General features: G+C 62.6%; 26 protein-coding genes. 15 read left to right on the top strand and 11 right to left on the bottom strand.

Features of this window, described 5'->3' with window-relative positions; genetic code table 11:
• The first annotated feature begins 25 nt into the window (after positions 1-25).
• Genes HV823_RS20705 through HV823_RS20695 form a run of 3 tightly spaced genes read left to right on the top strand, consistent with a single transcriptional unit; the run spans position 26 to position 1515 of the window.
• Positions 26-673, top strand: a complete 648-nt coding sequence (locus HV823_RS20705; protein WP_176951640.1) for a peroxiredoxin — start codon at positions 26-28, stop codon at positions 671-673.
• Positions 670-1104, top strand: coding sequence for an ArsR/SmtB family transcription factor (locus tag HV823_RS20700; RefSeq protein WP_176951639.1), 435 nt, complete (start codon positions 670-672; stop codon positions 1102-1104). Before HV823_RS20705 ends, HV823_RS20700 begins: the two co-directional genes overlap by 4 nt.
• A 51-nt stretch (positions 1105-1155) precedes the next feature.
• Positions 1156-1515, top strand: coding sequence for a carboxymuconolactone decarboxylase family protein (locus HV823_RS20695; protein ID WP_176951638.1), 360 nt, complete (start codon positions 1156-1158; stop codon positions 1513-1515).
• A 154-nt stretch (positions 1516-1669) separates the two neighbouring features.
• Here HV823_RS20695 and HV823_RS20690 read toward each other — a convergent pair whose 3' ends face one another.
• The 6 genes from HV823_RS20690 to HV823_RS20665 form a co-directional block, all read right to left on the bottom strand.
• Positions 1670-2566: a sugar phosphate isomerase/epimerase family protein gene (locus HV823_RS20690; protein WP_176951637.1), complete on the bottom strand. Its 897-nt coding sequence runs from the start codon at positions 2564-2566 to the stop codon at positions 1670-1672.
• Positions 2567-2651: 85 nt separating this feature from the next.
• Positions 2652-3590, bottom strand: a complete 939-nt coding sequence (locus tag HV823_RS20685; protein ID WP_176951636.1) for an ABC transporter substrate-binding protein — start codon at positions 3588-3590, stop codon at positions 2652-2654.
• Between the two features lie 68 nt (positions 3591-3658).
• Positions 3659-4642, bottom strand: coding sequence for an ABC transporter permease subunit (locus HV823_RS20680; RefSeq protein WP_176951635.1), 984 nt, complete (start codon positions 4640-4642; stop codon positions 3659-3661).
• Positions 4643-4668: 26 nt separating this feature from the next.
• Positions 4669-6192 carry a sugar ABC transporter ATP-binding protein gene (locus HV823_RS20675; protein WP_176951634.1) on the bottom strand — a complete coding sequence of 508 codons (1524 nt, stop codon included), beginning with the start codon at positions 6190-6192 and terminating at the stop codon, positions 4669-4671.
• A complete protein-coding gene (locus HV823_RS20670) occupies positions 6189-7583 on the bottom strand; it encodes an FGGY-family carbohydrate kinase (RefSeq protein WP_176951633.1) in 1395 nt (464 codons plus the stop codon). Before HV823_RS20670 ends, HV823_RS20675 begins: the two co-directional genes overlap by 4 nt.
• Entirely contained in the window at positions 7580-8359 is a 780-nt protein-coding gene (locus tag HV823_RS20665) for a DeoR/GlpR family DNA-binding transcription regulator (protein ID WP_176951632.1), read from the bottom strand. Before HV823_RS20665 ends, HV823_RS20670 begins: the two co-directional genes overlap by 4 nt.
• 189 nt (positions 8360-8548) lie before the next feature.
• Here HV823_RS20665 and HV823_RS20660 point away from each other — a divergent pair, with 189 nt between their 5' ends.
• Genes HV823_RS20660 through HV823_RS20650 form a run of 3 tightly spaced genes read left to right on the top strand, consistent with a single transcriptional unit; the run spans position 8549 to position 11741 of the window.
• Positions 8549-9631, top strand: a complete 1083-nt coding sequence (locus HV823_RS20660) for a class II aldolase/adducin family protein (RefSeq protein WP_176951631.1) — start codon at positions 8549-8551, stop codon at positions 9629-9631.
• Positions 9628-10905 carry an FGGY-family carbohydrate kinase gene (locus HV823_RS20655; protein WP_176951630.1) on the top strand — a complete coding sequence of 426 codons (1278 nt, stop codon included), beginning with the start codon at positions 9628-9630 and terminating at the stop codon, positions 10903-10905. Before HV823_RS20660 ends, HV823_RS20655 begins: the two co-directional genes overlap by 4 nt.
• Entirely contained in the window at positions 10902-11741 is an 840-nt protein-coding gene (locus tag HV823_RS20650) for a TIGR01459 family HAD-type hydrolase (RefSeq protein WP_176951629.1), read from the top strand. The genes HV823_RS20655 and HV823_RS20650 overlap by 4 nt, the downstream gene beginning before the upstream one ends.
• 126 nt (positions 11742-11867) lie before the next feature.
• Here the strand turns inward: HV823_RS20650 and HV823_RS20645 are convergent, their stop codons facing one another.
• The 5 genes from HV823_RS20645 to HV823_RS20625 all read right to left on the bottom strand — a co-directional run bounded on the left by HV823_RS20645 (position 11868) and on the right by HV823_RS20625 (position 17005).
• Positions 11868-12653 carry an SDR family oxidoreductase gene (locus tag HV823_RS20645; protein ID WP_176951628.1) on the bottom strand — a complete coding sequence of 262 codons (786 nt, stop codon included), beginning with the start codon at positions 12651-12653 and terminating at the stop codon, positions 11868-11870.
• Between the two features lie 48 nt (positions 12654-12701).
• The gene (locus HV823_RS20640) at positions 12702-13652 is read right to left on the bottom strand and encodes a sugar-binding transcriptional regulator (RefSeq protein WP_176951627.1); all 951 of its coding nucleotides are present in this window, start codon (positions 13650-13652) and stop codon (positions 12702-12704) included.
• Between the two features lie 21 nt (positions 13653-13673).
• Positions 13674-15143: an FGGY family carbohydrate kinase gene (locus HV823_RS20635; protein WP_176951626.1), complete on the bottom strand. Its 1470-nt coding sequence runs from the start codon at positions 15141-15143 to the stop codon at positions 13674-13676.
• Between the two features lie 84 nt (positions 15144-15227).
• A complete protein-coding gene (locus HV823_RS20630; RefSeq protein WP_176951625.1) occupies positions 15228-16196 on the bottom strand; it encodes a transketolase family protein in 969 nt (322 codons plus the stop codon).
• On the bottom strand, positions 16196-17005 hold the full coding sequence (locus HV823_RS20625; RefSeq protein ID WP_176951624.1) for a transketolase: 810 nt from the start codon (positions 17003-17005) through the stop codon (positions 16196-16198). The genes HV823_RS20630 and HV823_RS20625 overlap by 1 nt, the downstream gene beginning before the upstream one ends.
• Before the next feature lie 209 nt (positions 17006-17214).
• Here HV823_RS20625 and HV823_RS20620 point away from each other — a divergent pair, with 209 nt between their 5' ends.
• The 9 genes from HV823_RS20620 (at position 17215) to HV823_RS20580 (ending at position 26392) form a co-directional block, all read left to right on the top strand.
• Positions 17215-18189, top strand: coding sequence for an ABC transporter permease (locus HV823_RS20620; RefSeq protein ID WP_176951623.1), 975 nt, complete (start codon positions 17215-17217; stop codon positions 18187-18189).
• 123 nt (positions 18190-18312) lie between these two features.
• Positions 18313-19245: a substrate-binding domain-containing protein gene (locus HV823_RS20615; protein WP_176951622.1), complete on the top strand. Its 933-nt coding sequence runs from the start codon at positions 18313-18315 to the stop codon at positions 19243-19245.
• Positions 19246-19277: 32 nt separating this feature from the next.
• Positions 19278-20765 (top strand): sugar ABC transporter ATP-binding protein, encoded by a 1488-nt coding sequence (locus HV823_RS20610; protein WP_176951621.1) that lies wholly within the window; start codon positions 19278-19280, stop codon positions 20763-20765.
• Positions 20766-20782: 17 nt separating this feature from the next.
• A complete protein-coding gene (locus HV823_RS20605; RefSeq protein ID WP_176951620.1) occupies positions 20783-21571 on the top strand; it encodes an SDR family oxidoreductase in 789 nt (262 codons plus the stop codon).
• Positions 21572-22279: 708 nt separating this feature from the next.
• Positions 22280-23200: a LysR substrate-binding domain-containing protein gene (locus HV823_RS20600; RefSeq protein ID WP_176951619.1), complete on the top strand. Its 921-nt coding sequence runs from the start codon at positions 22280-22282 to the stop codon at positions 23198-23200.
• Positions 23201-23395: 195 nt separating this feature from the next.
• Entirely contained in the window at positions 23396-24166 is a 771-nt protein-coding gene (locus tag HV823_RS20595) for an ABC transporter ATP-binding protein (protein WP_176951618.1), read from the top strand.
• 77 nt (positions 24167-24243) lie between these two features.
• A complete protein-coding gene (locus tag HV823_RS20590; RefSeq protein WP_176951617.1) occupies positions 24244-25008 on the top strand; it encodes a transporter substrate-binding domain-containing protein in 765 nt (254 codons plus the stop codon).
• A gap of 5 nt (positions 25009-25013) precedes the next feature.
• Positions 25014-25703: an ABC transporter permease gene (locus HV823_RS20585; RefSeq protein ID WP_176951616.1), complete on the top strand. Its 690-nt coding sequence runs from the start codon at positions 25014-25016 to the stop codon at positions 25701-25703.
• Positions 25700-26392: an ABC transporter permease gene (locus tag HV823_RS20580; RefSeq protein WP_176951615.1), complete on the top strand. Its 693-nt coding sequence runs from the start codon at positions 25700-25702 to the stop codon at positions 26390-26392. The genes HV823_RS20585 and HV823_RS20580 overlap by 4 nt, the downstream gene beginning before the upstream one ends.
• Positions 26393-26406 lie beyond the last annotated feature (14 nt).

Here is a 26406-nt window from a genome sequence, read left to right as displayed (position 1 = left end):
GATTGACCGGCGGAAGGGATTGGGCATGGACGCGATGAATTCGAAACAGCAGGATGCACCGGTGGCGCTCCGCCTGAATGACAAGGCGCCAGGTTTCTCCGCGCGCTCGACGGCCGGCGAAGTCTCGCTGTCGAGCTATCGTGGCCGCTGGCTGCTGTTCTTTTCGCATCCTGCCGACTTCACCTCGGTCTGCACCAGCGAGTTCATCGCACTCGCAAAGGCGCAGGAAAAGTTCGCAAGGCTCGACTGCGATCTGCTCGGCCTCTCGGTTGACAGCCTCTATTCCCACGTTGCATGGCTCCGGGACATCGAGCACAGCTTCGGCGTCAAGGTTCGCTTCCCGCTGATCGAGGATTCGGCGATGGTGATCGCCAGGGCCTATGGCATGCTGGATTCCTCGTCTGAGAACAGCGGCACAGTTCGTGCGACCTATGTCATTGACCCGGAAGGCGTCATCCGTGCCATCGTTTGGTATCCGATGAATGTCGGTCGTTCAGTTGAGGAACTGTTGCGCCTCGTAGAGGCACTGCAGACGTCCGAGCGTGAATGCGCGCTCACGCCCGAGGGCTGGCATCCCGGTGATGCGCTTGTCGAACCTGCGGCCGCGTCGATCGACGATGCTGAGCAGATGGCAGAAGGCCAGTCCTGGTATTATCGGGAGCGCCGCGCATGATCGATCGCTCTCTCTCACTCAGCGCGATGCAGGAGAAGGCGACTGAGGCCGCCGACTTCATGCGCCTGTTCAGCACGCCAAGTCGCCTGATGCTGCTTTGCCACATCGCCCAGAAGGAGCGGTCTGTCGGCGAGATTCAGGAGGCTCTCGACTTCAAGCAGCCGGCGCTCTCTCAGCAGTTGGGTGAACTGCGACAGGCAGGCGTCGTCCAGACGCGTCGCGAATCCCGACAAGTTTATTACTCGATCGCCGACGACCGCGTCGCCGTCGTCATGAAGATGCTGCTGCAGGTCTTCTGCAGTGTCGGCCCGGAGGAGGCTGCACCAGCGATTGAACCCAATCCTGCTCCTGCTGCGGCCTCTCGGCCGATAGCGTCAGGAGGGTCTTTCGGCGAGATGGCGCATTGGGCCCGCCTGGAGAACGCTGATTGAAACCAGATCAACAAAAATCCGGCGAGGCGTCCGGTGGAAAGGTTGAGGCAGATGGTGCAGGACTGGCAGGCTCTGATCGAAAACATGAATGGCGCCCTGAAGGATCTCCGCCAGGGCGGCCCCGAGATGATGAAGTCCTTCTCGGATCTGTCCAAGGCGGCTCATGCGGGAAAAGCGCTCGACCAAAAGACCAAGGAACTGATCGCATTGGCCATCGGCGTCGCTACGCGCTGCGCTCCCTGCATCGCTTATCATGCCGAGGGCGCGGCAAAAGCAGGTGCAAGTCGCGAGGAGATCGTCGAGACCATGGGTGTCTCGGTTTATATGGGCGCCGGTCCCTCGCTGATGTATGCCGCCCAGGCGCTTGAAGCTTTTACGCAGATTTCAGGCGCGACACCTCGCACAACGTGATGCAAGATCGTCCGGTGTCCAATTTCAAGCCGCTCTGGGACAAGCCGACTTCCCCGAGGCCGGCATCGAGTTCGGCTGGATTCTCGACACACAGCCTCAAGCAGGCCATCTTTTGGCAGCGCCGCATGGACCGCGCCACCTTCATCCCCATGGGCTAGGCAGGGAGATGGGCTAGGCGAGCAAGCTCGCCCTTGAGGCGTGCCGTCTCCAGACCCAGTTCGATGAAACGGTGGGCATGGCGGGCGAGTGCGATATTGTCGTCCCACAAATTGCGCCAGATCGCGGTCTTCAGCGACAGGTCCTTGTCGACGATGGCCGTCGAGAAGGATTCGAAGGTGACGTAGTCGTCCCAGCCGATGGCGACCAGTGCATCGAAGATTGCCGCAAAGTCGATCGTGCCGGTTCCGAGATAGCCGCGATGGCTCTCGCCGATATGGACATAGCCGATCTTGTCGGCCGCATGGCGGATGGCGAGGCCGACATCGGCTTCCTCGATGTTCATGTGGAACGTATCGAGGTGCAGGAGAACGTTCGAGGCACCGGTGTCGCGGATATAGGCCATGCCCTGCGCCGCCGTGTTGAGCATGTTGCTTTCGAAGCGGTTGACGATTTCAAGATTGAGTGTGACCCCTGCCGCCTTCGCGCGGTTAGCCACCTTCGACAAGGCGGAAACGCTCGTATCCCAGCCCTTGCGCGTGACGCTGTGCTCCTGCTTGCCATGGGCGGAGCTGAGGATGCCGGCCAGTTTCGTGCCCCCGAGATCGCGCACCAGTGCCACGGCGCGGTCGAGGATATCGACGCCATTGGCCACGACCGATGCGTCCTCGCTGGAAATGTCGCCCTCCGGCGGCAGGCCCATGCTGATCGCCACGTCGAGGCCGAGTTCGTTTAGGCGACCCGAAAGCCATTTCACATCGACCTGATTGGGATCGAGATAGGAGAATTCGATGAGCTTATAGCCGAGCTTGTGGGTGCTCTCGAGGGCTTTCTCAAGTTCGCCCTTGGACGAGCCCGCGCTCCAGACGAAGGAGTGGACGCCGATTTTCGACATAGCTGGCCGCTTTCTGAAAGAATGAAACAAGCATCGGCCGGGCACGCCGCTTGCGCGGGCGCACCCGACCGTCCGGGAGAAGTATTTAGCGGGCTGCGGTCCAGCCCTTGTAGTCCTTGACGTTTTCAGCCGTGATCAGCTGCGGGTCGAGCAGCACGACGGGTTCCGCCGGCTTGTTGCCCTTCAGAACCTCGACGCCGAGCTGCAGCGCCTGACCGGCCATGACATAGGGATCCTGCGAGGCAGACGCCTTGATCATGGAATTGCCGCTGGCAAGCGATTTCTCGATGTCGGGGGCGCCATCGACGGCAGTGAAGAAGAACTCGTTGCGGTTCAGCTGCTTGGCCGCCAGCTCGGCGCCGATCGCCGTCGGGTCGTTGATCGCAAAGACGGCGTCGATCTTGTCGAAGCGGGTAAGCAGGCCCTGCATCACGGCAAGACCGCCATCGCGCGAGCCCTGGCCGTTCTGGTCGTCCGACAGGATCTTGATGTCGGCGTGCTTTCCGAGCGCTTCCTTGCAGCCCTGCACGCGTTCGAGGATCGAGGAGGAGGCCGGGCCGTTGATGATGACAACGTCGCCCTTGTTGCCAAGCTTTTCGGCGATGTAGTTGCAGGCCTCCTCGCCGGCCTTGACATTGTTCGTCATGACGGTGACGTCGGCGCCTGGTGCGGAGACGTCGAAGGCGGCGACGACGACGCCTGCAGCCTGCGCCTTCTTCACGGCAGGAGCGATCGCCTTCGCATCGACGGCGTTGAGCATGATGATGTCGACGCCGGCAGCGATGAAGCTGTCGACCTGCGAGACCTGCTTGTTCAGGTCGTAGTCGGCCGAGACGGAGATGACCTCGACGTTCGGGTTGATTTCCTTCGCGCGGTCCTCGATGCCCTTGATGGTGGCGACGAAGAACGGATTACCCAGCAGGCCGACCGAGATGCCGATCTTGTTGAGATCCTTGGCGGCTGCGGGCATGCTGATCGCGGCGGCAAGTGCTGTGCCGATAAGCAATTTTGGCATAAGACGCATGTTTTCCTCCTTTGGTGGCGCGTTTTGCGCCGTTGTTTCCGGTGACGACCGGTTCGTTCAGCCGGGGACTACGTCCGGCTAAGCCCTTGCAGCCTGTACCGATCGAGGCCGACGGCGACGATGATGACGAGGCCCTTGATGATGTATTGCCAGATGTCCGAGACGCCCACGAGGATGAGGCCGTTGGAAAGCACGGCGATGATGAGCGCCCCGATCAGCGTGCCCCAGATGGAGCCGACGCCGCCGACGAAGCTGGTGCCGCCGAGGATGACCGCCGCGATGGCATCGAGTTCATAGGCCTGGCCGAGCTGCAGGCCGTTGGCGGCATAGAGGCGCGCAGCCGACATGGCGCCGCCCAGGCCGGAGAGCAGGCCTGACATCGAATAGACGAAGAGAAGCACCAGCGGCACCTTGATGCCGGTGAGGCGCGCAGCCTCGGAATTGCCGCCGACGGCGTAGATCCAGGTGCCGAGCACTGTGCGCTTCAGGATGAACCACGAAACGAGGATCGTCGCGATGGCGATGATGGCGAGCCAAGGCACGCCGAACAGCGTGCCATTGCCGATGAAATCGAAGGGCAGGTCCGCATTGAAGACGGTCGTATCGTTGCCGAGCAGGCGGGCCACGCCGCGGATCGCCGTCAGCGAGCCGAGGGTCACGATGAAGGGCGGCAGTTTCAACCAGGCGATGATCGCGCCATTGAGGAAGCCGCAAGCGAGGCCGGCAAGGATGGCTGCGGGAACGCCGAGCATGCCGAGATCCGGCACCAGCGAGACGATGACGGCGATCATCGCTGAGGCGGCGAGGATCGAGCCCACGGAGAGGTCGATACCGCCGGTCAGGATGACGAAGGTCATGCCGGCGGCAAGCACCGTGTTGATCGAGGCCTGCTGCATGACGATCGACAGGTTGTTGACTGACAGGAACCGGCCGGACAGCAGGTGGAAGCCGATAGCGAGCAGTATTAGCACCGGCAGCATGCCGAGCGCCGTCAGCGTCGAGCGCAGCTTCAGCTTGTCCATTCGGGCCTGTTCGGTTTCGCTTGCAGCCATGGTTCCGTCCCGTTTCTTCTGCTTCGTCAGGCCGCAGCGCCGGCCGTGCCGGTCGCCAGCGCCATCACTGCTTCCTGGTCGATCGGCTGGGTCACTTCGCCGGCAATGTGCCCCTCGCGCATGACCAGCACGCGGTCGGCGATGCCGAGGATTTCCGGCAGGTCGCTGGAGATGACGATGATGGCGATGCCGTTCTGCGCGAGATCATCGATGATGCGGTAGATTTCCGACTTGGCGCCGACATCGACGCCGCGCGTCGGCTCGTCGAGGATGATCGCCTTCGGCCTGGTCTCCAGCAGGCGGGCCAGAAGCGCCTTCTGCTGGTTGCCGCCCGAGAGCGCGCCGACATTGATCTGCGTGCCGGCCGTGCGGATCGCCAGCGCCTTGACGGCGCCGCTCGCCCGCTCCCTGGCCTTGGCGAAATTCAGCGCACCGCCCACCTTCGCGTCTTCTGCGATGACGCCGATATTGATGTTGTCGCTGATCGACATGTCGAGGAAGAGGCCGAGCGCCTTGCGGTCCTCGGTGAGATAGGCGATGCCGGCATCGAGCGCGTCGCTTGGCGAGGCGATCGTCAACGTCCTGCCGTTCAGCGATACGCTGCCAGTCGTGCGTCGGTCGGCGCCGTAGACGAGGCGGGCAAGTTCCGTGCGGCCCGAACCGACGAGGCCGGCAATGCCAAGGACTTCGCCTGCGCGCACGTCAAATGAGCAGTCGTGCACGCGCTTGCCGTCGCCGATGTTGTTGACGGAAAGCACTGCTGCGCGCTCGCCTTCCACCTGCCTGTGCTCCTTCTTGTAGAAGGACGAGAGATCGCGGCCGACCATCATCGAGACCAGCTTGCTGGCCGAGAGCCCGTCACGGTCGAGTGTGCCGACATAGGCACCGTCGCGCAACACGCTGACACGGTCCGAGAGCTGGTAGATCTCCTCCATGCGGTGACTGATGTATATGATGGCGATGCCGTCGGCCTTGAGACGGGCGATGACATCGAACAGCCGGTCGGTCTCGCGCGTGGTGAGCGATGTCGTCGGTTCGTCCATGACAATGATGCGCGCATTGGTCGTCAGCGCCCGCGCGATTTCCACCATCTGCCGCTCGCCGAGCGAAAGCTCCGCAACACGGCGTGCGGAATCGAAACTGATGCCGAGCTGCTTGAGGATCGGTTCGGCACGCCGGCGCATCTCGGCGCGGTCGGCAAGGCCGAAACGCGAGGGCTCGTTGCCGAGGAACATGTTCTGCGCCACCGTGAGGTTCGGTGCGAGCGACAGCTCCTGGTAAATCACGGCGATGCCATAGGCCTTGGCCTTCAAGGGATCGCCGAGCGTGACCGGTTCGCCGTCGATCAGCACCGAACCGCCGGGATCGGCGGTATAGGCCCCGGACAGGATTTTCATCAGCGTCGATTTGCCCGCACCGTTTTCGCCCATCAGTGCGTGCACTTCGCCGGCATGCACGGTGAGGCTGACATGCGACAAAGCCTTCGATGCGCCGAAGGTCTTGCTGATGTCGCGCATTTCAAGGAGCGGCGTGGCGGCCTGTTGCGTCATAGGCGCTTCTCCCTGAAATCGCTGCCCGCCATCGCATCCACCTGCTGACGCCATGCCTGCCGGTAGGCGTTGAGGTCGCCAACGGTTGCCGGCTCAGCCACCGTGCAGTCGTTGACGAAGGGATTGCTTCCGATCGCGTCGAAGACGAGTGCTGCAGCGCCAAAGGCGCTTCCTTCGGCATTGGCGCTGGTGTGGACCGTCTGTCCGGGGCGAAGCGCGGCAAGGATTGCGGAATAAAGCCCCGTCTTCACCAGGCCGCCATCGATGACGATCGTGTTTTTCGATCCGATGAGGTCGAGCGAAAGATCGGTCATCAGCGCGACATAGAGCAGGGCGACGGCGGCGCGTTCCTCGCCATCGACGGTGGGGCCGCTGAACTGCCCGGCATGCCCCTGCATGGGGCCGCCGGCGGCGAAGGAGGGCAGGGCGAAAGCCCGCTTGGCGATGACCGCGGCGACGGCCTCCGGCGAAACCGGTCTCGCCCAGCCGTTGCTTGCGACATCATATTCTCGACCGCCCATGAACCGGATCGTCGCGACCGGCTGGCGATCGACCGTGACATTGGCCAGCATGTCGCGCGCGGAATCGAGCCGCTCGAGCGGACTTGCCGGATTGAAGACGATCACCCAGGTGCCGGTCGAGACCAGCGTGAAATCGGAAAAGCCGAGCGAGCGGTAGAAATAGAGCGCGGCATTGCTGTCGTGCACGCCGTTGTGGACCGCGACCTCCACGCTGCGCCCGTCATCCAGGGACACCTGGTGCATGCCGATCGCGCTGCCGGCCCTTGCAAAATCCGGCATCTTGCCGCGCCAGCCCATCCGATCGACAAGGCTGCTGAAATCGTCTGCGAGCGGCGCCCAGAGATGGGAATGGCAGCCGAGATACGAGACTTCGGACACCTTGTGGCCGGAGAATTTCCAGCTCCAGAACTGCGGATAGGCGAGAATGGCATCGGTTTTGTCGAGAAGCGCCGGATCGCGCGCGTTCAGCCAGAGAAGATGGCGGCCGTAGTTGAAGCCGAGCGGCAGCGGTGGCGAGAAGGTTTCGCCGAAATCCGGCGTCAGGGCATCGATGCTGCGTGCAATGTCGGCGGGCGGTTCTTGCTCGTAATCAAGAATAGGATGAACGAGACCATTGCCGGCGACAAGCGCAAAGGTGCAGCCATGGCCGGAGAAGGTGATGCGATCGACGCCATGCGTTGAAACCACGCGGACGAGTTCGTTCTTCATCCATGCGAAGAGCGCCGCGTCGTCCAGAACCTTGAGAGCCCCCTCCTGCCGCCACACGGGGCGGGTGCGCGCCTCATCGATGACCTTGCCGTCGGCCGAAAGGACAAAAAGTTTCGAATTGGTTTTGCCGAGATCGAAGACGGCGATGGGGGATGGGCTCAACTTTCCCCTCCCATGGTCGCGATCGTGATGGTGACGCCGGCATCTTCCAGCATTTTCGCGGCGGCCTCGGTGAGGCCGTCATCCGTGATGATAGTACCGATGCGGGAGAGCGGAAGGGCGACGTTGCGCGGCTGGATGGAAAACTTCCGGCTGTCGGCCAGAAGCACGATCTCGTCGGCGCAGGCGGCAAGCTCGCCGATGACCTTCACGAGCAGCGGATGGGATTCGAGCAATCCCTTGCCGCTGATGCCTTGGGTGCCCAGGAAGAAGCGTGAGGCGAAGAAACCCGGCGATCCGGCCGCCGCATCGTGGATGATCCCGGGCTCGCGATAGAGCTCGCCGCCGGCCAATGAAAGCTGGCAGGTGCCGTGTTCGCCGAGATGGGCGGCAAGCGGCATGGAATTTGTCCAGAGGCGCACGTTGCGCCGGGCCAGTAACGTGCCGAGCTGATAGCAGGTCGAGCCGGCATGCACGATGATGGCGTCCCCATCGCGCACCAGCTCTGCGGCCTTGGCGGCGATCGCCCGCTTGGCCTCGACGGCGATGTCACGGTTCTCGTCATAGGGGCGCGCGGAAAGACGCACGCTGTCGCCGGCCTCGCTGGCAGAAACGCCGCCGTAGACTTTCCGGGCGCGGCCGAGTTCATGCAGCTTGTCGATATCGCGACGAATGGTAGCGGGAGAGGCGCCGAGGCGTATCTGCAGATCCCGCACGGATGCGAACGGCGTCTCGCGCAGCAGATCGATGATGGCCTTGTGGCGCTCGGTGTCGTTCAAGACCGCTCCTCCCGACGTCTCCCTCGTCGATGATGAAAGATAATCATACGGATTGGACAAGATCAAGATGTATGACGCAGAATCTTCATTGTTGACGATTTTAGATCACATAAATACCATATGGAGGAAAGTTTGCTCACATCGGAGACCCGATAGGCAGGCGCGAGCTGGTGAGAGGAGGAGGCCGGCATGGCTTCAGGTATTCGGGCGGGGGACGTTGCCGCCTTCGACGCATTTCTTGTGCTTTCGAAGGCGATCGGCAGCGATATCCTGAAAACGCAAGGCGCCGGTGGCAATACCTCCTACAAGCGCGATGGCGTGATGTGGGTGAAGGCGTCGGGCACGTGGCTTTCCCATGCAGGCAAGCGCGACATCATGGTGCCGGTGGAGGTCGCGCCGCTGGTGGAAGCGCTGCGGGCCGGCAATCCGAGCGCCGAGAAGGCGACGGACTTCGTCGTTTCGGACCTGAACGCGTCCGGCCTTCGCCCCTCGATCGAGACCAGCTTTCACGCCGTCCTGCCGCAGGCGGTGGTCGCCCACTATCACTGCGTGAACACCATTGCGCTTTCCGTGCTCGCGGATCGTGAGGCGGTCATCGCGGAGCGGATGGCGCGGCTGCCGGATTTGACCTGGGCGAGCATTCCTTACCGCCGCCCCGGCACGCCGCTCGCCCATGAGATCGACCGCGTCGCCGAAAGCCGGCCGGATGTGCTGGTGCTTTTCAACCACGGCGTCATCGTCACGGGGGAAACCGTCGAGGAGGTGCGAGAGCGCATCATCAGGGTTACGGCAGCGCTGACCGTGAAGGAACGCGCGGCAACCGCAGCCGATCCCTCAAGGCTGCAAGTGCTGGCGGAAGGCTCCGGTTTCCATGCGGCGCAGGATGCCGGCAGCCACAAGACAGCGCTGAGCCCCGCAAGCATCGGCTTGGCGACGGGCGGCTCGCTCTACCCTGACCATGTCATCTTCCTTGGCACGGAAATCGGCGTGCTCGCTCATGGCGAGACGGCGAAGTCCTATTGCGAGGCGCGCCGTACACAAAACCGCACCGTTCCGAAGATGCTTATTGCGCCAGGGCTTGGTGTCCTGCTGGCGAATGAGCTGACCGATGGCGGGCGTGTCATGGCACGGTGCCTATCCGAAATCGTCGCCCGTATTCCGGAAGACGCGTGTGTCATCTATCTCGGACCCGAGCAGGAACATGAACTGACCCATTGGGAGGCCGAGCAATATCGGCAGGCGCTTGATCGCAAGGCGAGCCAGCGGTCATGAGCGCGACGGCAAAGCCCGCAACCGCTCTCGGTATAGATCTCGGCACGTCGGGGGTGCGGGCGGCAGCCCTCGCTGCAGATGGCACGCTCCTCGACATGGCTGCCTTTTCCTTCCCGAGCGCGGCCGACGGGCGGATGCCTTCTCTATGGTGGGCGGGTGTGCAGTCCTGTCTTTCTGAACTTTCCGCGCGCCTGTCTCTCGCGTCCATCGAAGGCTTGGGTGTCGATGGAACGTCCGGTACGGTGCTGGCGATTGACGCTGATGGCCGGCCGATCGGCGAGCCATCGATGTACAATGACCCCTGTCCCGACAGGGCAATCATCGAGCGAATTGCCGAAGAAGCGCCCGCCGATAGCCCTGCGCGCGGAGCAACCTCTGCACTTGCCCGCGCCATCCACCTGTCGCGCCGCCACGGCGTGCGCGGGGTCGTGCACCAGGCAGACTGGATCCTCATGAAACTCGGCCTTCTCACGGCAACGAGCGACGAGAACAACGCGCTGAAGACCGGCTATGAACTCTCCACAGGGCGCTGGCCGGACTGGCTGGAGGCCTGCGGCATGGACATCGCATTGCTGCCAGCGGTCGAGCGCGCCGGTATGCCCCTCTCGGCAGTCGGGCCGGCGGGGCGGGCGTTTGGTCTTCCGGCAAGCTGCCGCTATCATGCCGGTACCACCGACGGCTGCGCCTCCTTTCTGGCGACGGGTGCCTCGGCCATCGGTGATGGCGTCACGGCGCTCGGCTCGACGCTGGTCGTCAAGCTGGCCTCCGCCCGGCCGATCGATGCGGCCAGCTATGGCATCTATTCGCACAGGATCCTGGATTTCTGGCTTGCCGGCGGGGCTTCCAATTCGGGCGGCGCGGTCATTGGCTGCTTCTTCGACAACGAACAATTGAAAGCCATGACGCCGCACCTCCGGCCGGATGTTCCGACCGGCCTTGCCTATTATCCACTTGCAAAGCCCGGCGAGCGCTTCCCCGTAAACGATCCCGCCTATCCCCCACGGCTGGAGCCACGCCCGGCGGACGACATCGCATTCTTCCAGGCGATCCTCGAAGGCATCACCGTCATCGAGAAATCGGGTTACGACCGCCTGGTCGAACTCGGCGGCCCCGAGGTTCGCTCCGTGCGCACGGTCGGCGGCGGGGCGGCCAACTCCGCCTGGACGAGAATGCGGGAAAACGCGCTCGGCGTGCCATTCCTCGCCGCCCGGTCGGCTGAAGCAGCCGTCGGCGCGGCGTCTCTGGTTCTGGCCGGAAAGGCCCGGTGGCCATGAGCCTCGCACCATGGACGACCCTCGCAACCCTTGCCGAACGCTACGATGCCTTTCTCGTGGACCAGTTCGGCGTGCTGCGCGATGACGAGCGGGCCTATCCTGGTGCCAACGAGGCCTTGCTCCGGCTCAAGGCGTCGGGGAAAACCGTCATCCTTCTCTCCAATTCAGGCCGGAGCGGCGACTACAATGCCGAGCGTCTGGTCGGGCTCGGATTCGACCGCGCGGGCTTCGACCGCTTCCTGACCTCCGGCGATGTCGCCTATGATATCCTTGTCCGCGAAACGGCCGGCTCAACGGCGACGCGCTGCCTGACGATCTCGAGCGGCGGCGACCGCAACCTCGCAGACTCGCTCGGCTTCAAAAGTGTCGAGAATGCTGAGATCGCCGACATCGTGATCATCTCGGGCAGCGAGGCGGAAAGAATTCCACTGTCAGCCTACCGCGACCGGCTGGCGCCGGCGGCGCGGCGCGGCGTGCCCTGCTACTGCACCAATCCCGACCGTCACAAGCTCGCCAAGGGCGGCGTCACAGCACCGGGCGCAGGCAGTATCGCGCTCGCCTACCACGACCTCGGCGGCCCTGTTCGCTGGTTCGGCAAGCCCTATCCCGCGATCTACCAGCGGGCCCAATCCCTGCTTTCCAATATCACCAGCGATCGCATTATCTGCATCGGCGACAGCATCGAACACGATATTGCGGGCGCCACCAGCGCAGGCTTGGCCTCTTGCCTCGTCCGGACGGGCATACTTGCGGGCAGCACGGAAAGCGAGGTGGCTGTGATCTCCGATATGCATGGTGCGCACCCCGATTTTCTCATGGAACGCTTCATGGCCTGAGTGACAGGTCCTGACTTTCACCCGGCCGATCAAGGTCTGGGCACAGCAAAGCACCAGACCAAGGCTGTCGAACGCCTGATGCGCAAGCTTCTGACTTGAGGCTGCACTTTGCGCCGGTCCGCAGCGTCACGACATGATCAGGCCGCCGTCAACATTGATCGTCTGGCCGGTAATATAGGTCGCATCGGCAGAGGCGAGAAACGCGACGAGGGCGGCGACTTCGGCGGGCGTGCCCGCGCGGCCCATCGGGATGCCTTCGACCCATTCGGCCATCAACTCGCCTGGGCCGTATTCGCCGAGCATCTGGCCCCAGACGCGGTCGTTGTAGTCCCACATCTCTGTGTGGATGATGCCGGGGCAGATGGCGTTGGCGGTAATGCCTTCGCGGGCCAGTTCCTTGGCAAGGCTCTGCGTGAGGCCCACGACGCCGAACTTCGAGGCGGCGTAGTGCGGGGTATAGATGAAGCCCTGGCGAGCCTGGCCGGAAGCGGTGTTGATCAGGCGGCCCTTCGTGCCGCTGGCGCGGAAGCGGCGGATCGCCTCCTGGCAGCACAGGAAGACGCCCTTGGTGTTGACGTCGAGGTTGAGGTCCCACTCGCGCTCGGTGAGGTTTTCGACCTTGGCGATGGTGATGACGCCGGCATTCTGCACGGAAACGGAAATCGCACCGAGCTTGGCTTCGGCCTCGCCATAGGTTTCCTGAACAGCCCTGGCGTCGGTCACATCAAGCGCAAAGCCTATCACCTCGGCTCCGGTTTCCGCAGCAAGCGCTTCGGCCGCAGCACCGGTGTCCTTTTCGATGGCCGCGATGGCCACTTTCGCGCCCTCTTCGGCAAAGCGCTTGGCGATACCGCGGCCGATGCCCTTGTTGCCTCCGGTGACGAATACCGTTTGGCCTGCGAAACGTCTCATGGTCTTCTCTCCATAAAATGCAGCAGGCGATGGATGATCCCGGATGGATCAGGCCGTCAGCCGGGCTGCCGTGAACTTGTCCGTGACAAGCACATCGATGACACCCAGCTTCAGGGCGCCGGCGATGGCCTGGGTTTTGGATTCGCCGCCCGCGAGCGCCATGACGCGATCGGTCTTGCGCAGATCCTCCAGCGAAAGGCCGATGACGCGGTCGTTGAGCGGCGTTTCGACCGGCTTTCCGTCCTTGTCGTAGAACCGATAGGAAATCTCGCCCACCGCACCGGCCTCATGCAGCATCGCCATTTCCTGGCGGGAGAAGGTGTTGCCGGATCGGGCGAGAAGCTCTGACGGCTCCACAGCGCCGATGCCGACGATCGCAAGGCTGAGGCGGCCGAAGAGATCCATCGTCTCGCGCACGACAGGGTCGGCGAGCATTACGAGCTTTGCTTCACGCGAGGAGGTGATGCCTTGGACGAGAAGCAGGCGAGGTTCGCCACCGGTGAGGCGAGCAAGGCGTGCGGTCAGTTGCGTGGCATGGGTCTGGACGGAAGCATCGCCCATGCCGCCGAGGATCTGCACGATGTACTTGGCCTTGGCGCTCTTCAGTGGATGAATGTTGTCGACCATGCGCAGGATGGTCTGGCTCCAGCTCGATACGCCGACGATTTCGTCCTGCTGCAGAGTGACTTCGAGGAAGTGGGCTGCTGCCTCCCCGATGCGGGCCATGATTGCGCCGTCACGGTCTTCCGAACAGTCGATGACGATGGCTTCGGTGAGGCCATAGCGCTCGCGCAGGGCGGTTTCCAGATCGGCGAAGGTGCCGGCCGGGGGAATGACCGTCGTGCGCACGATGTCTTCCTGCTCGGCCCGCTTCAGCATACGCGAAACGGTGGCCTGCGACATGTGCATGAGCTCTGCGATCTCAGCCTGCCGCTTGCCCTCGATATGGTACATCTGGGCGATGCGGGCGATCAGTCGCAACTCGTTGAGTCGTCCCATGGAACCTCCGTTGGTGAATTTTTATTCACTCATAGTTGAAGGACCCGGAACGGTCGAGCGGTAGATTGCGTCTTGCCAGACCCGAAGGCGGTCCGCGGCGTCGGACGCACGGGGTGCAATAGCATTGGCAGCGCGCGGCAGGGCGGCAATGGCGGCTAGATCCGGCCAGACACCGAGCGACAGACCGCAGAGATAGGCCGCGCCCAGGGCTGATGCCTCGGGCGCGTCGCACTGGATGATCGCATGGTTCAGCGTATCGGCGACGCACTGCATGAGAAAAGTGTTCTTGCTCGGCCCGCCATCGGCATAGAGCCGGCCGAGCGGCGTCGGCGATTGTGCGGACATCGCCTTGAAGACGTCATGCACCTGGAAGGCCATGGAATCCGTCACCGCGCGAGCCATCTGGGCGCGGGTGGTGTTGAAGGTGACGCCGGAAAACAGCGCCCGCGCATCGGCCTGCCAATAGGGCGCGCCGAGCCCCACGAAGGCCGGCACGAAGCCGGGACCATCCGGCTTGGCGGTCGCTGCGAGATCGGTGAGGGCCTGCACATCGGCAAGGCCGAGCATTTCGGCCATCCAGGGCAGCGCGGCGGCTGAAACGAGGATATTGCCCTCGAAGGCATAGGTCGGCGTTCCGCCAATCGACCAGGCGATGGTCGTGGTGATTCCCTGCTCGGGCGCGATTAAGCGGGGCAGCGTCGTCATGATCGACGAGCCGGTGCCAAAAGTCACCTTGCCGTCGCCGGGATTGAAGGCACCGTGGCCGAAGAGCGCGGCATGGCTGTCGCCGATTGCCGAGGCGATCGGAATGCCATCGGCAAGGCCCGGCACGTTTTTCGTGACACCGAAGCGGGAGGCGCTGTCACGCACCTCGGGCAAGGCGGATTTGATCACGCCGAAGAGTTCGCAGAGTTCGTCACTCCAGACCTGCCGGTTGAGATCGTAAAGCTGGCTGCGGGCGGCATTGGCGGTGTCGCAGGCGTGGACCGCGCCGTCCGTGAAGCAATGGATCAGCCAGGAGTCGATCGTGCCGAGCCGCACACTCTGCCCGGTGGGTACGCGGTCAAGCAGCCACTTCATCTTCGGACCCGGGAACATCGGATCTATCGGGAGGCCGGTGAGTGCCTGAACGCGCGGCGCATGGCCGGCAGCAATCAGTTCGGCGCATGCCGGCGCGCTGCGGCGACACTGCCAGCTGACCACCGGGCCGAGCGGCTTGCCGGTTGCCGCATCCCATACTGTGACGGATTCGCGCTGGTTGGAGATGGCTATGCCGAGGATCTCGACGGCGGGCGCCACCTTGAGGCATGCCGCGATCGCTTCCTGAACGGATTCCCAAAGGCGTAGCGGGTTCTGCTCCACCCAGCCCGGCTGCGGATGCTCGATGCCGACCGGAGACGCGCCACGCGCCAGAATTTCGCCGCCGGTGGAGACAAGCACGGCCTTTGAATTCGTGGTGCCCTGGTCGATGGCGAGAATGGCGGTCGTCATGGCGGCTCCGGTGAGCGGAAATTGAGGAGGGCGCGGCATTTGGGAGGTGCTGCCGCGCCCGGCACGAAATCTAGTCGCGCACGATCACGTGCGGGAAGACTTTCGCGCAATCAAGTCGATCGCCGCCTCGGCGATGCCTGCGGGGGACATGCCGAACTCGTCGAGCAGGAATTCGGCGGACCCGGTTGGCGCAAAGATGCCCGGAACACCGAGGATCTTCATCGGTACCGGCGCTTCTGCCACGACGACTTCGGCGATGGCCGAACCGAGGCCGCCGAAGGTGGAGTGTTCCTCCGCCGTGAGAATTGCGCCGGTTTCCCGGGCCGCGGCCACGACGGCTTCGACGTCGATCGGGCGCACCGTCGCCATGTTGAGGACGCGCGCCTCGATGCCCTGTTCGGCGAGGATGGCGGCCGCCTTCACCATGCGGTGAGTGACGGTGCCATTGGCTATGAGCGTGATCGCGTCGCCATCGCGCAGCAGATTAGCCTTGCCCAGTTCGAATTTGTGGCCCTCCGGCAGCAGGTCCGGGACGCCGACGCGTGATAGGCGCAGGAAGACGGGGCCGTCATAGGATGCCGCCCACTCCACGGCGGCTGCCGTTTCGATGGAATCGCAAGGCGCGACGACTGGCAGGTTCGGCAGCACGCGGGTCCAGGCGAAATCCTCGATGGAATGATGCGTCGGACCGAGCTCGCCATAGGCCATGCCGGAGGAGATGCCGATGAGCTTCACATTGGCGTTCGAATAGGCGATGTCGGCCTTGATCTGTTCCAGCGAACGGCCGGTCAGGAAGCAGGCGGCACCGCAGACGAAGGGCAGCAGCCCGCCATTGGCAAGGCCGGCGCCAACGCCGACAAGAGCCTGTTCGGCAATGCCGACATTGACGAGGCGCTCTGGCCACTTGGCCTTGAAGCCGCCGAGCTTGGAGGAGCCGACCGAATCATTGCAGACGGCGACGATCTTGGGATTGTCGGCACCCAGACGCTCCAGCACCGCGACGAAGGCGTCACGGCAGTCGTGCAGCTTGGGCGAAGGTGTCACGGCGTTCATCAAAGGGCCTCCGAAAGCTCAGCCACGGCAATCTTGTACTGTTCGGCATTCGGCACCTTGTGGTGCCAGTCGACCTTGTCCTGCATGAAGGATATGCCGTGGCCCTTGTTGGTGTGGGCGACGATGCAGTGCGGACGGCTGCCACGCTTTTCCAACGCCGGAACGATCTCGTCCATGGCGTTGCCGTTGATCTCGGTGACATCCCAGCCGAAGGCCTCCAGCTTTGCAGGGAAGGGGGCGAGATTGTTGGTGTCCTTCAGCGATGCGCCCTGCTGGAAGCGGTTGTGGTCGATGATGAGCGTCAGGTTGTCGAGGCCGAACTGTGCGCCCGACGCGATGGCCTCCCAGTTGGAGCCCTCCTGCATCTCACCATCGCCCGTCAGCACATAGGTGCGGTAGGTCGCGCCGGTCAGCTTGGCGGCTTTTGCCATTCCCACTGCAACCGGCAGCCCGTGGCCGAGCGGACCGGTATTGGTCTCGACGCCAGGTACCTTGTTGCAGTTCGGGTGCCCGTTGAGCCGCGAATGCGGTTTCAGGAAGGTCGCGACCTCTTCCTCCGGAATGAAGCCACGCTTGGCGAGCGTCACATAGAGCGCGAGCGCCACATGGCCCTTCGACAGTACGAAACGATCGCGATCGGGATGCTTGGGCTGGTCGGGCCAGATACGCAGCACGCGGAAATAGAGCGCGGTCAGGATGTCGATGGCGGACATCTCGCCGCCGATATGGCCTGCGCCAGCTTCAAAAACCGCCTGCAGATCGCGAAGACGGATCTGTCGAGCGATGCGGTCGAGATCATTCGGCTGCATGAAACCCTCTCGATGAATAAATATACACTGATAGATATATTTGCAGGAATAGCCGCCAAGTCAAGCGGAAATGGCATATGAGTATCCGGAAAGATTCAAATATGTCGCCTTGACACCATCCAAGGAGTTGCGGTACGAATTTACACACAGCGTTGCATATTTATGCTAAAAGCCAACCGCGAAGTCGCGAACGGCCAGGAGGAGTGCAAATGGTGGCGGATGTGAAAGAAAGACAGGGGTTCGCGGGCATCACGCTGCCGTCCTTGCGCGGAGCCACGGGGCCGCTGATCGGCCTCATCGTGTTGTGCCTCTTTCTGACCTTTGCGACGGACAAGTTCCTGTCGGTGCGCAACTTCCTTAATGTGCTCGACCAGATCACGGTTCTCGGCGTCATGGCTGTCGGCATGACGTTCGTCATCCTGATCGGTGGCATCGATCTTGCGGTTGGCTCTGTCATGGCGTTGGCGATGATGGTGCTCGGCTATCTCAACGTCGTCGCCGGCGTGCCGATGGGGATTGCCATTCCGCTCGCCTTGCTCGTCGCCTCCCTGAACGGGCTTGTCGCAGGCCTGTTGATCACGCGCTTCAACGTGCCGGCCTTCATCGCAACGCTCGCGATGATGTCGATCACGCGCGGCCTTGCGAACATGATCACCGACGGCCAGCAGATCATCGGTTTTCCGGCCTGGTTCAACATGATGGCCATCGTGCGCTTCGGCGGCTTCGTGACGCTGACGGTCGCCGTGATGATCGCGGTCTTCATCGTCGGTCTGCTCTATCAGCGCTACCGCCACGGCGGTCGCGTGCTCTACGCCATTGGCGGCAACGCCGAAGTGGCGCGCCTGGCTGGCATCAATGTCCAGCGTGCGACCGTTCTTGTCTATGTCGTGTGCAGCTTCCTCGCCGGCCTCTCGGGCATGGTACTCGCCGCTCGTCTCGACTCCGTTCAGCCGTCCTCGGGCGTTTCCTATGAGCTCGACGCAATCGCGGCAGTCGTCATCGGCGGCACCTCGCTGTCGGGTGGCACGGGCGGTATCGGCGGCACCATCATCGGCGTCCTGATCATCGGCGTGCTACGCAACGGCCTCAACCTGCTCAGCGTCTCGCCCTTCATGCAGCAGGTCATCATCGGCGCCGTCATCGTGCTCGCCGTTACGGCCGAAACCTACCGCAAGCGCAAGTAACGACTTTCACCCCCGCGGCCCAAGCGGCGGGGTGGAGAAAACGGCTCGCAATCGTGCGGGCCGGCATAAGGGGAGGTGGCTGCCTGCCAGGGCAGCGCCGCCGGGTAACTCGGAGGAGAAACCATGGAACTGTCCAAACTGCTGATGGCGGCAACCGCCGCTTCTGTTCTCGCGCTTCCAGCGTCCGCTGCCGAAGTGAAGAAGATCGGCCTTGCCGTCCCGAACCTCCAGGCCGACTTCTTCAACCAGATCAAGCTCGGCGTCGAAAAGCACGCGAAGGAAAAGGGCATAGAAGTCATCGTCGTTGATGCGAAGAATGACACCAACACACAGGTCAGCCAGGTTCAGGACCTGATGACGCAGGACATCGACGCCTTCATCTATATTCCGGCCGGCGCTGCCGCAGCTGCCGTTCCGACCCGCCTTGCACGCGAAGCCGGCATCCCCGTCATCAACGTTGACCGCACGCCCGAGGGAGCGCCGGGTGACACCTTTATCGCCGGTGAAAGCGTGGAATCCGCCTACGAAGTCTGCAAGTACATCATCGGCAAGGCCGGCGGCTCGGGCAAGATGGCGATCATCCACGGCCAGAAGGGCACAACGCCGGAAGTCGATCGCTTTGCCGGCTGCAAGCGCGCCATCGACGAGAACACGGGCGTCGAACTGGTCGATCAGCAGTGGAGCAACATGTGGTCGGCCGACGAAGGTTTTACGATCGCGCAGAACATGCTGCAGGCAAATCCTGACATTACGATCATCTTCGGCCAGGCCGATGGTCTCGCGATGGGGGCTGCCAAGGCGGTCGACGTTGCCAACCTCTCCGACAAGGTGATCATCGGCGGTTACGACGGTGACGTCTCGGCCCTCGAATACCTCGCCAAGTGCAATGGTCCGTTCATCGCGACTGCCACGCAGAGCACGCAGAAGATGGGCGTGCTGGCCGTTGAATCAGCGCTCGCCGTCGCAGCCGGCCAGAAGGTCGATGAGCGCCAGACGCCGAACGCCGTTCTGACGACTTGCGAAAACGCACCGGAATTCGTGAAGAACCACCCGTAAATCGGGCCGATAGCAGAAAAGGCAGCAGCGCCATGACGAACCGCTCTCCCATCCTGTCGCTCCGTGGTATCGAGAAATCCTACGGTCCGATCAAGGTGCTCCACGGTGTCGACCTCGACATCTATCCGGGAGAAGTCGTGGCGCTGCTCGGTGAAAACGGTGCCGGAAAATCGACCCTGTCGAACATCATTTCCGGCACCGTCCAGCCCTCCGCGGGCGACATGACCTGGCTCGGCAGGCCCTACGCTCCTGCCAACCCTCGCGCCGCGATCGACGAGGGTGTCGGCATGATCCATCAGGAACTGAAGCTGCTGCCAAAACTCTCGATCGCGGAGAACATCTTCGTCGGTCGCTACCCGATGAAGTCCGGCCGTCTCGATCGCAAGGTGATGGAGGATCGTGCGCACATCGGCCTGCGGCGCCTCGGCCTCGACGTTTCGCCCGATCGCCTCGTCGAGGGGCTTTCGACCGGCAAGCAGCAACTCATCGAAATCGCCAAGGCGCTGACGCTGAACGCACGCCTTCTCATCCTCGACGAGCCGACGGCCGCGCTTGGCGGCGAGGAAACTCAGCTCCTTTTCCGGCAGATCGAGCGGCTGAAGTCCGAAGGCGTCGGCATCATCTACATTTCGCACCGGCTCGAAGAGATCCGCCAGATCACGGATCGCATCGTCGTCATGCGCGATGGCGCCAAGGTACAGGAATTCGACAGTGGCGACGTACCGATCCGTACCATCGTGGAGTCGATGGTCGGTCGCTCGCTCGAACGCATGTTCCCCACGCTTCCTGTCCCAACAGATGAGGTGACGCTGGAGGTGCGCAATCTTTGCTCGCCGTCGAAAGCCTTTCGCGACATCAGTTTTTCCGTCCGCAAGGGCGAAGTCTTTGGCATCGCCGGCCTCATGGGGGCCGGCCGCACCGAGCTTGTGCGCGCCATCACCGGCGCCGATCCCATCGCCAGCGGTGAGGTCCTTTTGCACGGCAGGCCCGTCACGCCACGTGCACCTATCGATGCGATCCGCAATGGCATCGTGCTCGTGCCTGAAGATCGCAAGCTCCAGGGTGTCGTGCTCGACCATTCGATCGCCGAGAACATCGGATACGCCAATCTCGGCGGGGTCGCCCACAATGGCTGGCTTTCCTCGCGCCGCATCCGCGAGTTTGCCGAGGAGTACATCAAGCGATTCGGCGTGAAGGGGCGCGGCGAGCAGAACGCCGGCGAGCTCTCCGGCGGCAACCAGCAGAAGGTCGTGCTTGCCAAGTGGCTGGCGCGCAAGCCCAAGGTGGTGGTGCTGGACGAACCGACGCGCGGCATCGATGTCGGCGCCCGTTCGTCGATCTACGATCTCATCATGGATCTCGCGCGCGAAGGCGTTGCGGTCGTTGTGGTCAGTTCGGACCTCGAGGAGGTTCTTGGCGTCTCCAGCCGCATCATGGTCATGGCACAGGGCAAACAGGCCGGCATCTTGAACCGCGAGGACGCGAACGACGTCTCGGTCATGGAACTGGCGACCATTTGAACAGGGAATGAACCAGCATGTCAGAAATCTCACTCAACGCGCCGAAATTGTTTGATCTCTCGGGAAACGTCGCCTTCGTCACGGGCGCCGGCAGTGGCATCGGCCAGCGCATCGCGATCGGCCTTGCCCAATGCGGCGCAGACGTCGCGCTGCTTGACCGTCGCAGCGATGACGGTCTTGCCCATACGGCCGATTTCATCGCACGCGCCGGGCGCCGGAGCATCCAGATCGCCGCCGATGTGACCAGCGGTGCGGCGCTGACCGACGCCGTCCTGCACACCGAAAAGGAACTCGGCCCCCTCACGCTCGCTGTCAATGCGGCTGGCATCGCCAATGCCAATCCGGCGGAGGAAATGGAGGAAAGCCAATTCCAGACGATGATGGACATCAATCTGAAAGGTGTCTTTCTCTCCTGCCAGGCGGAAGCGCGCGTCATGTTGAAAAACGGCCGCGGCTCGATCGTCAACATCGCCTCCATGTCCGGCGTCATAGTCAACCGTGGCCTCAACCAGTGCCACTACAACGCCTCCAAGGCCGGCGTTATCCACATGACGAAGTCCATGGCGATGGAGTGGGTCGGACGCGGCATCCGCGTGAACACGATCAGCCCAGGCTATACGGCGACGCCGATGAACACGCGGCCGGAAATGGTGCATCAGACAAAACTCTTTGAAGAACAGACGCCGATGCAGCGGATGGCGGACGTCAACGAAATGGTCGGTCCCGCCGTCTTCCTGCTGTCGGACGCTGCAAGTTTCGTGACGGGTGTCGACCTTCTGGTCGATGGCGGCTTCTGCTGCTGGTAACATCCCGGGGCTGGTCGAAAGCCGGCCTCCTGCATTTCCGTGCGGAAGTTCCTCGTTTGGAAGTGTTTTCAGGCTGGGTGAAACTCACCTCGGTGGTATCCGGGGCGATCCGGCAGCCCGCGCGCGCTATCATGCAAGTGAAAGGCCAGTAGATCCGGTGCGATATCGGAGCCGACGGTTACAGTACGGATGTAAGAGGGCATATTTGCACGACCGCTCCAGTCGGAACGGCTGGCTTGTTGCCAACCCACTGTTCAGCATCGAGGACCTTGTCGTGTACATCGAAGCCCGCAGGTGCAGGCCGCACATAGGTGTTGTCACTTTGTCAGGCGGTGATCAAGTGACCCACGCGTCGATCAGAGATCATGCAGTGACAGCCGTGGCATCGGATTGCCGTATCACACGGTAGCGCGCGATCCATGGCGCCTTCCGAAAGATGCGGGAAAACCGCTCCATGTAAGTGCGAACTCTCCGATGCAGTTTTCATCAGCTCGCGGATATGGTCATTGATGGGGGGCAACCATAACCATCGACGATTTTATGGAGCCTGCCGGAACGGTCTTGCACGCCGAAACTGGGAAGCAGTAGCACACCATGCTGGACGCGCCAGCCAGGGCCGCATAACCTAACCAAAAGGTCTCCAGCAAGCCGCGGACGTTTCATGGTGGCGCAAAAAAGCTGGTCGGTTTGTAATTCTGAGGAGCATTGTTGAACAGTCTGCGCAATCTTCCGCTACCAACGTTGAGGACATTCGAAGCCGCTGCGCGCCACCAGAGCTTTACGAGAGCTGCTGCCGAACTCGCTCTCACGGACAGTGCTGTAAGCCACCAAATCCGCCGACTAGAAGAGGCGCTAGGCTGCAGTCTGTTCGAAAAATCGGGGCGCAGCGTCGTGCTCAGCGATGCGGGACGGATTTTTGCCAAGGCGGTTTCGGCCGCCATGCAGGATATTCTTGGCGCGGCCCTTCGCCTGTCGGACGCTGGGCAAGTGCAAGGGCGGCTCGATATTGCCTGCCCGCCCATGTTCGCCAACACTTGGCTTGCGAAGAACATCCACGAGTTCTGCCACGACCACCCGGCGATCGAATGCCACATCCGGCTCGTCGAAAACCAGCGGGTGCACGAACTGAGCGATATCGATGTCGGCATCTCCTTTGGCGCGGGCGGATGGGCGGATCGCTGGTCGACGCTTCTCTCGCATGTGAACATCACTCCCGTCTGCAGCCCCATCCTCTTCGACAGCATCGGCGGCGGTCTCAACCACCCTTCCGATCTCCACCGCGTGACCCTGCTTCACTGGGATGACGGGTCGGAATGGCGGCGGTGGTTCTTCGAGGCGGGGGCGCCGGGCGCCGACCAAGAGGCGCGCCACCTCTATTGCAGCGATCTGGGCATGGCGATCGATCTCGCCGTGCATGGGACTGGTGTTGCGCTCGTAAGCGACACGCTCTCAGGCGGCGATTTCAAACGCGGCATCCTCATCAAGCCCTTCCCGTTTTCGATCGATGCCTTTGGCGGCTGGCATGTGGTGTGCAACACGGCGAGCATTCACCGCGCCGGGGCTCGTCTCTTCCTGCGTTGGCTGTTGACCTCTTTCGGTCGCGACATTGCCCTGGAGACACTCCCGTAAACGGAGCGATTTCAGACCGTTGAGTATATTTCATATATTCCGTGGGAAAATGCGGAAGTCCCGGCGGCAATTGGCTGAAATAGATGATATTGCGTCATCAATGGCGTGAGGATTCATCAATTGTGTAAATTTACGCCATGCGGCTAGATAGCAAAATAATTATGCAGATGCGCGAGGCCGCGAGTGGGAAAACTGATGCCGAAGCTTGCCGCCACGGACGTTCACAAGTCGTATGGCGGCCATGAAGTTCTGAAGGGCGTATCCCTGAGCGCCAATGCCGGTGACGTGATCAGCGTGATTGGGGCGAGCGGTTCGGGCAAGAGCACTTTTCTCCGGTGCATCAATTTCCTTGAGCGCCCGAGTGCCGGCACGATCGCGATCGACGGAGAGGTACTTGCCACGGCGAAGGACCGCGACGGCACGTTGCGGCCGACGGACCGGAAGCAGCTTCGCCGGGTTCGCTCGAAGCTCGCAATGGTTTTCCAGAACTTCTGTCTCTGGTCGCATATGAGCGTGCTCTCCAATGTCATGGAGGCGCCGATGAGCGTGCTCGGCCTTGCGAGAAGCGAAGCGGTGGAGCGCGCCAAGGCCAATCTCTCGAAGGTGGGCCTCGGCCAGTCCGTCCTCGACAAATACCCGGCGCATCTTTCCGGGGGCCAGCAGCAGCGTGTTGCGATCGCCCGCGCGCTCAGCATGAACCCTGACGTCATGCTGTTCGACGAACCGACATCGGCGCTCGACCCGGAACTTGTCAGCGAGGTGCTCAAGGTCATGCAGGCGCTCGCCGAAGAGGGCCGCACGATGGTCGTCGTGACCCACGAGATGGGGTTCGCGCGTCATGCATCGAGCAGGGTGCTGTTTCTTCACGAAGGCCGCGTCGAGGAGGAGGGAGCGCCGGAGGCGGTCTTCACCGATGCGAAGAGCCCGCGATTGCAGCAATTCCTCGCCGGGCGGCTCAAGCATTAGCCGCCGGCCCAGGCCTTCCGTTCCGTCTTCACCTTTTCAATCTCGGCACAACAACAAACAACTCCAGAGGAGCCACCATGCGACTGCCAGCCATTTCCCTTTTTGCCGCCCTGATTTCCGCGGGCACGATGCTGAGCCCGGCCAATGCCGAACAGCTCAAGATCGCCACCGACGCGACATTCCCCCCCTTCGAATCCGTCGACGCCAGCGGCAAGGTCGTCGGCTATGACATCGAGCTGATGGAGGCGATCTGTGAAGCCGCCAAGCTCGATTGCGATATTTTCAACGCCGCCTGGGACGGCATGATCCCCGGCCTGATCGACGGCAAGTACGATGCGCTGATCTCGCAGCTGACCGTCACCGACAAGCGCCGCCAGGTCATCGCCTTCAGCGATGTCTACAGCCATCCAACCTTTCGCTTCGTCGCCAAGAAGGGCGCAGCGCTCGACGTGACGCCGGAAGGCCTGGCTGGCAAGATCATCGCGGTGCAGACCGGCACGCCGATGGACGCCTATGTCACGGCCCATTTTCCGCAGGCAACCATCAAGCGCTATGACAGCGGCAGCGCGCCCTATCTCGAGCTGACGGCCGGCCGTGCCGACCTGCACATCAGTTATCAGGCCCAGATCATTCACAGCTTCCTGAAGAGCGATGCCGGCAGCGATTTCGAGCTCGTCGGCCCGCAACTGACCGGCAAGGACGCCAAGGAATTCGGCGAGGGTGTCGCCATCGCGATCAACAAAAAGAACACAGCCCTTGTCGAGGAGATCAACAAGGGCCTGGCGGCGGTCCGCGAAAGCGGCAAGCTCGACGCGCTCAACGCCAAGTACTTCGGCGAATAAAGCGGATGGTCGCCGACTACGCCACGGCAATTCTGTCAGCAGGGTCCACGACCCTGCTGGTAGCCCTCTTGTCGCTGCTGGTGGCGACCCTTCTCGGCCTCGCGGCAGCCTTTGCCAAGCTTTCGGCAAGCGCCTTGCTGCGCTCGATTGCGGGTATGTACACCTTCGTGGTGCGCGGCATTCCGGATCTCGTCGTCATGCTGCTCGTCTTCTACAGCCTGCCGGCGCTACTGAACCAGTGGGCCGATGCGCTGGGCTGGGATATCCGCATCGAATTCTCCCCGCTCGTGGCCGGCATTGCGACGCTCGGCGTCATCTTCGGCGCCTATATGACCGAGACGTTCAAGACGGCGTTGCAGAACATACCGCGCGGGCAGGTTGAGGCGGCGATCGCCTATGGCCTGACACGCCGCCGAATGTTCACCCATATCATGCTGCCGCAGCTCGTCCGGCTCGCGCTGCCAGGCTTCACCAACAATTGGCTGGTGCTCGCGAAGGGCACGGCACTGGTCTCGCTGATTGGCCTGCAGGACGTCATGTTCCGCGCCAAGGGCGCGGCGGAAGCGACTGCCATGCCCTTCACCTTCTATCTCATCGCGGCGGGTTTCTATCTGGCCTTGACGGTCGTCTCCATGCTGCTGCTCACGCTCGTCGCGCGCCGCTTCGACGTCGGCGTCAGAAAGGTCTCGTCATGAACTGGGACGTGATCGCAGAAAACCTGCCGCGCTATCTCGAGGGCGCGAAGCTGACGCTGATCCTGACCTTCGCGTCGCTCGGCATCTCCTTCTTCCTCGCTATCCCGCTCGCATTCCTGAGAAACAGCGAGAACGCCGTCCTGCGCTATGCCGTGATGGCTTACACACTGGTCTTCCGCGGCACGCCGCTCCTCGTCCAGCTCTTCCTCATCTATTTTGGCTTGGCCCAATTCGGCATGGTGCGAGAAAGCGTGCTGTGGCCCTGGCTGTCGAGCCCGATGGTCTGCGTCATCGCGGCCTTCGTGCTGAATACGACTGCCTATTCGACCGAGATCTTCGCCGGCGGTCTGCGCCACGTTCCGGTCGGCGAGATCGAAGCGGCGCGGGCTTATGGCATGTCCAGCCTCGTGCAGGCGCGACGCATTCTCATTCCGGCCATGTTGACCCGCTCACTGCCGCTCTACGGCAACGAGATGATCATGATGCTGCATGCGACTTCGCTGGCAAGCACGGTGACACTGCTGGAAGTGACGGGTGTCGCGCGCAATATCACGCTGAACTACTACATCCAGTTCGAGCCCTATGTGACGGCGGCTGCCATCTATCTCACGCTGACCTTCGTGCTCGTATCGGCCTTCCAGCTCGTTCAGAAACGGTGGGCCGGCTATCTCGAAAGCCGCATCGGCTGACCCTTCACCAAATT

Source organism: Mycoplana rhizolycopersici, from assembly GCF_013378445.1.
In the GTDB taxonomy this organism is placed as follows: domain Bacteria; phylum Pseudomonadota; class Alphaproteobacteria; order Rhizobiales; family Rhizobiaceae; genus Mycoplana; species Mycoplana rhizolycopersici.
Note: the sequence above shows the minus strand (reverse complement) of the source record. Positions and strands in the feature narration are given on the sequence as shown.

Excerpts from the sequence above, each read along its gene's own strand:
- HV823_RS20650 (WP_176951629.1), top strand. The coding sequence starts at position 10,902 with ATGAGCCTCGCACCATGGACGACCCTCGCAACCCTTGCCGAACGCTAC.
- HV823_RS20580 (WP_176951615.1), top strand. The coding sequence starts at position 25,700 with ATGAACTGGGACGTGATCGCAGAAAACCTGCCGCGCTATCTCGAGGGC.
- HV823_RS20645 (WP_176951628.1), bottom strand. The coding sequence starts at position 12,653 with ATGAGACGTTTCGCAGGCCAAACGGTATTCGTCACCGGAGGCAACAAG.
- HV823_RS20705 (WP_176951640.1), top strand. The coding sequence starts at position 26 with ATGGACGCGATGAATTCGAAACAGCAGGATGCACCGGTGGCGCTCCGC.
- HV823_RS20695 (WP_176951638.1), top strand. The coding sequence starts at position 1,156 with ATGGTGCAGGACTGGCAGGCTCTGATCGAAAACATGAATGGCGCCCTG.
- HV823_RS20690 (WP_176951637.1), bottom strand. The coding sequence starts at position 2,566 with ATGTCGAAAATCGGCGTCCACTCCTTCGTCTGGAGCGCGGGCTCGTCC.
- HV823_RS20700 (WP_176951639.1), top strand. The coding sequence starts at position 670 with ATGATCGATCGCTCTCTCTCACTCAGCGCGATGCAGGAGAAGGCGACT.
- HV823_RS20635 (WP_176951626.1), bottom strand. The coding sequence starts at position 15,143 with ATGACGACCGCCATTCTCGCCATCGACCAGGGCACCACGAATTCAAAG.
- HV823_RS20655 (WP_176951630.1), top strand. The coding sequence starts at position 9,628 with ATGAGCGCGACGGCAAAGCCCGCAACCGCTCTCGGTATAGATCTCGGC.
- HV823_RS20595 (WP_176951618.1), top strand. The coding sequence starts at position 23,396 with ATGCCGAAGCTTGCCGCCACGGACGTTCACAAGTCGTATGGCGGCCAT.
- HV823_RS20680 (WP_176951635.1), bottom strand. The coding sequence starts at position 4,642 with ATGGCTGCAAGCGAAACCGAACAGGCCCGAATGGACAAGCTGAAGCTG.
- HV823_RS20685 (WP_176951636.1), bottom strand. The coding sequence starts at position 3,590 with ATGCGTCTTATGCCAAAATTGCTTATCGGCACAGCACTTGCCGCCGCG.
- HV823_RS20585 (WP_176951616.1), top strand. The coding sequence starts at position 25,014 with ATGGTCGCCGACTACGCCACGGCAATTCTGTCAGCAGGGTCCACGACC.
- HV823_RS20620 (WP_176951623.1), top strand. The coding sequence starts at position 17,215 with ATGGTGGCGGATGTGAAAGAAAGACAGGGGTTCGCGGGCATCACGCTG.
- HV823_RS20630 (WP_176951625.1), bottom strand. The coding sequence starts at position 16,196 with ATGAACGCCGTGACACCTTCGCCCAAGCTGCACGACTGCCGTGACGCC.
- HV823_RS20660 (WP_176951631.1), top strand. The coding sequence starts at position 8,549 with ATGGCTTCAGGTATTCGGGCGGGGGACGTTGCCGCCTTCGACGCATTT.
- HV823_RS20610 (WP_176951621.1), top strand. The coding sequence starts at position 19,278 with ATGACGAACCGCTCTCCCATCCTGTCGCTCCGTGGTATCGAGAAATCC.
- HV823_RS20615 (WP_176951622.1), top strand. The coding sequence starts at position 18,313 with ATGGAACTGTCCAAACTGCTGATGGCGGCAACCGCCGCTTCTGTTCTC.
- HV823_RS20675 (WP_176951634.1), bottom strand. The coding sequence starts at position 6,192 with ATGACGCAACAGGCCGCCACGCCGCTCCTTGAAATGCGCGACATCAGC.
- HV823_RS20625 (WP_176951624.1), bottom strand. The coding sequence starts at position 17,005 with ATGCAGCCGAATGATCTCGACCGCATCGCTCGACAGATCCGTCTTCGC.
- HV823_RS20605 (WP_176951620.1), top strand. The coding sequence starts at position 20,783 with ATGTCAGAAATCTCACTCAACGCGCCGAAATTGTTTGATCTCTCGGGA.
- HV823_RS20640 (WP_176951627.1), bottom strand. The coding sequence starts at position 13,652 with ATGGGACGACTCAACGAGTTGCGACTGATCGCCCGCATCGCCCAGATG.
- HV823_RS20590 (WP_176951617.1), top strand. The coding sequence starts at position 24,244 with ATGCGACTGCCAGCCATTTCCCTTTTTGCCGCCCTGATTTCCGCGGGC.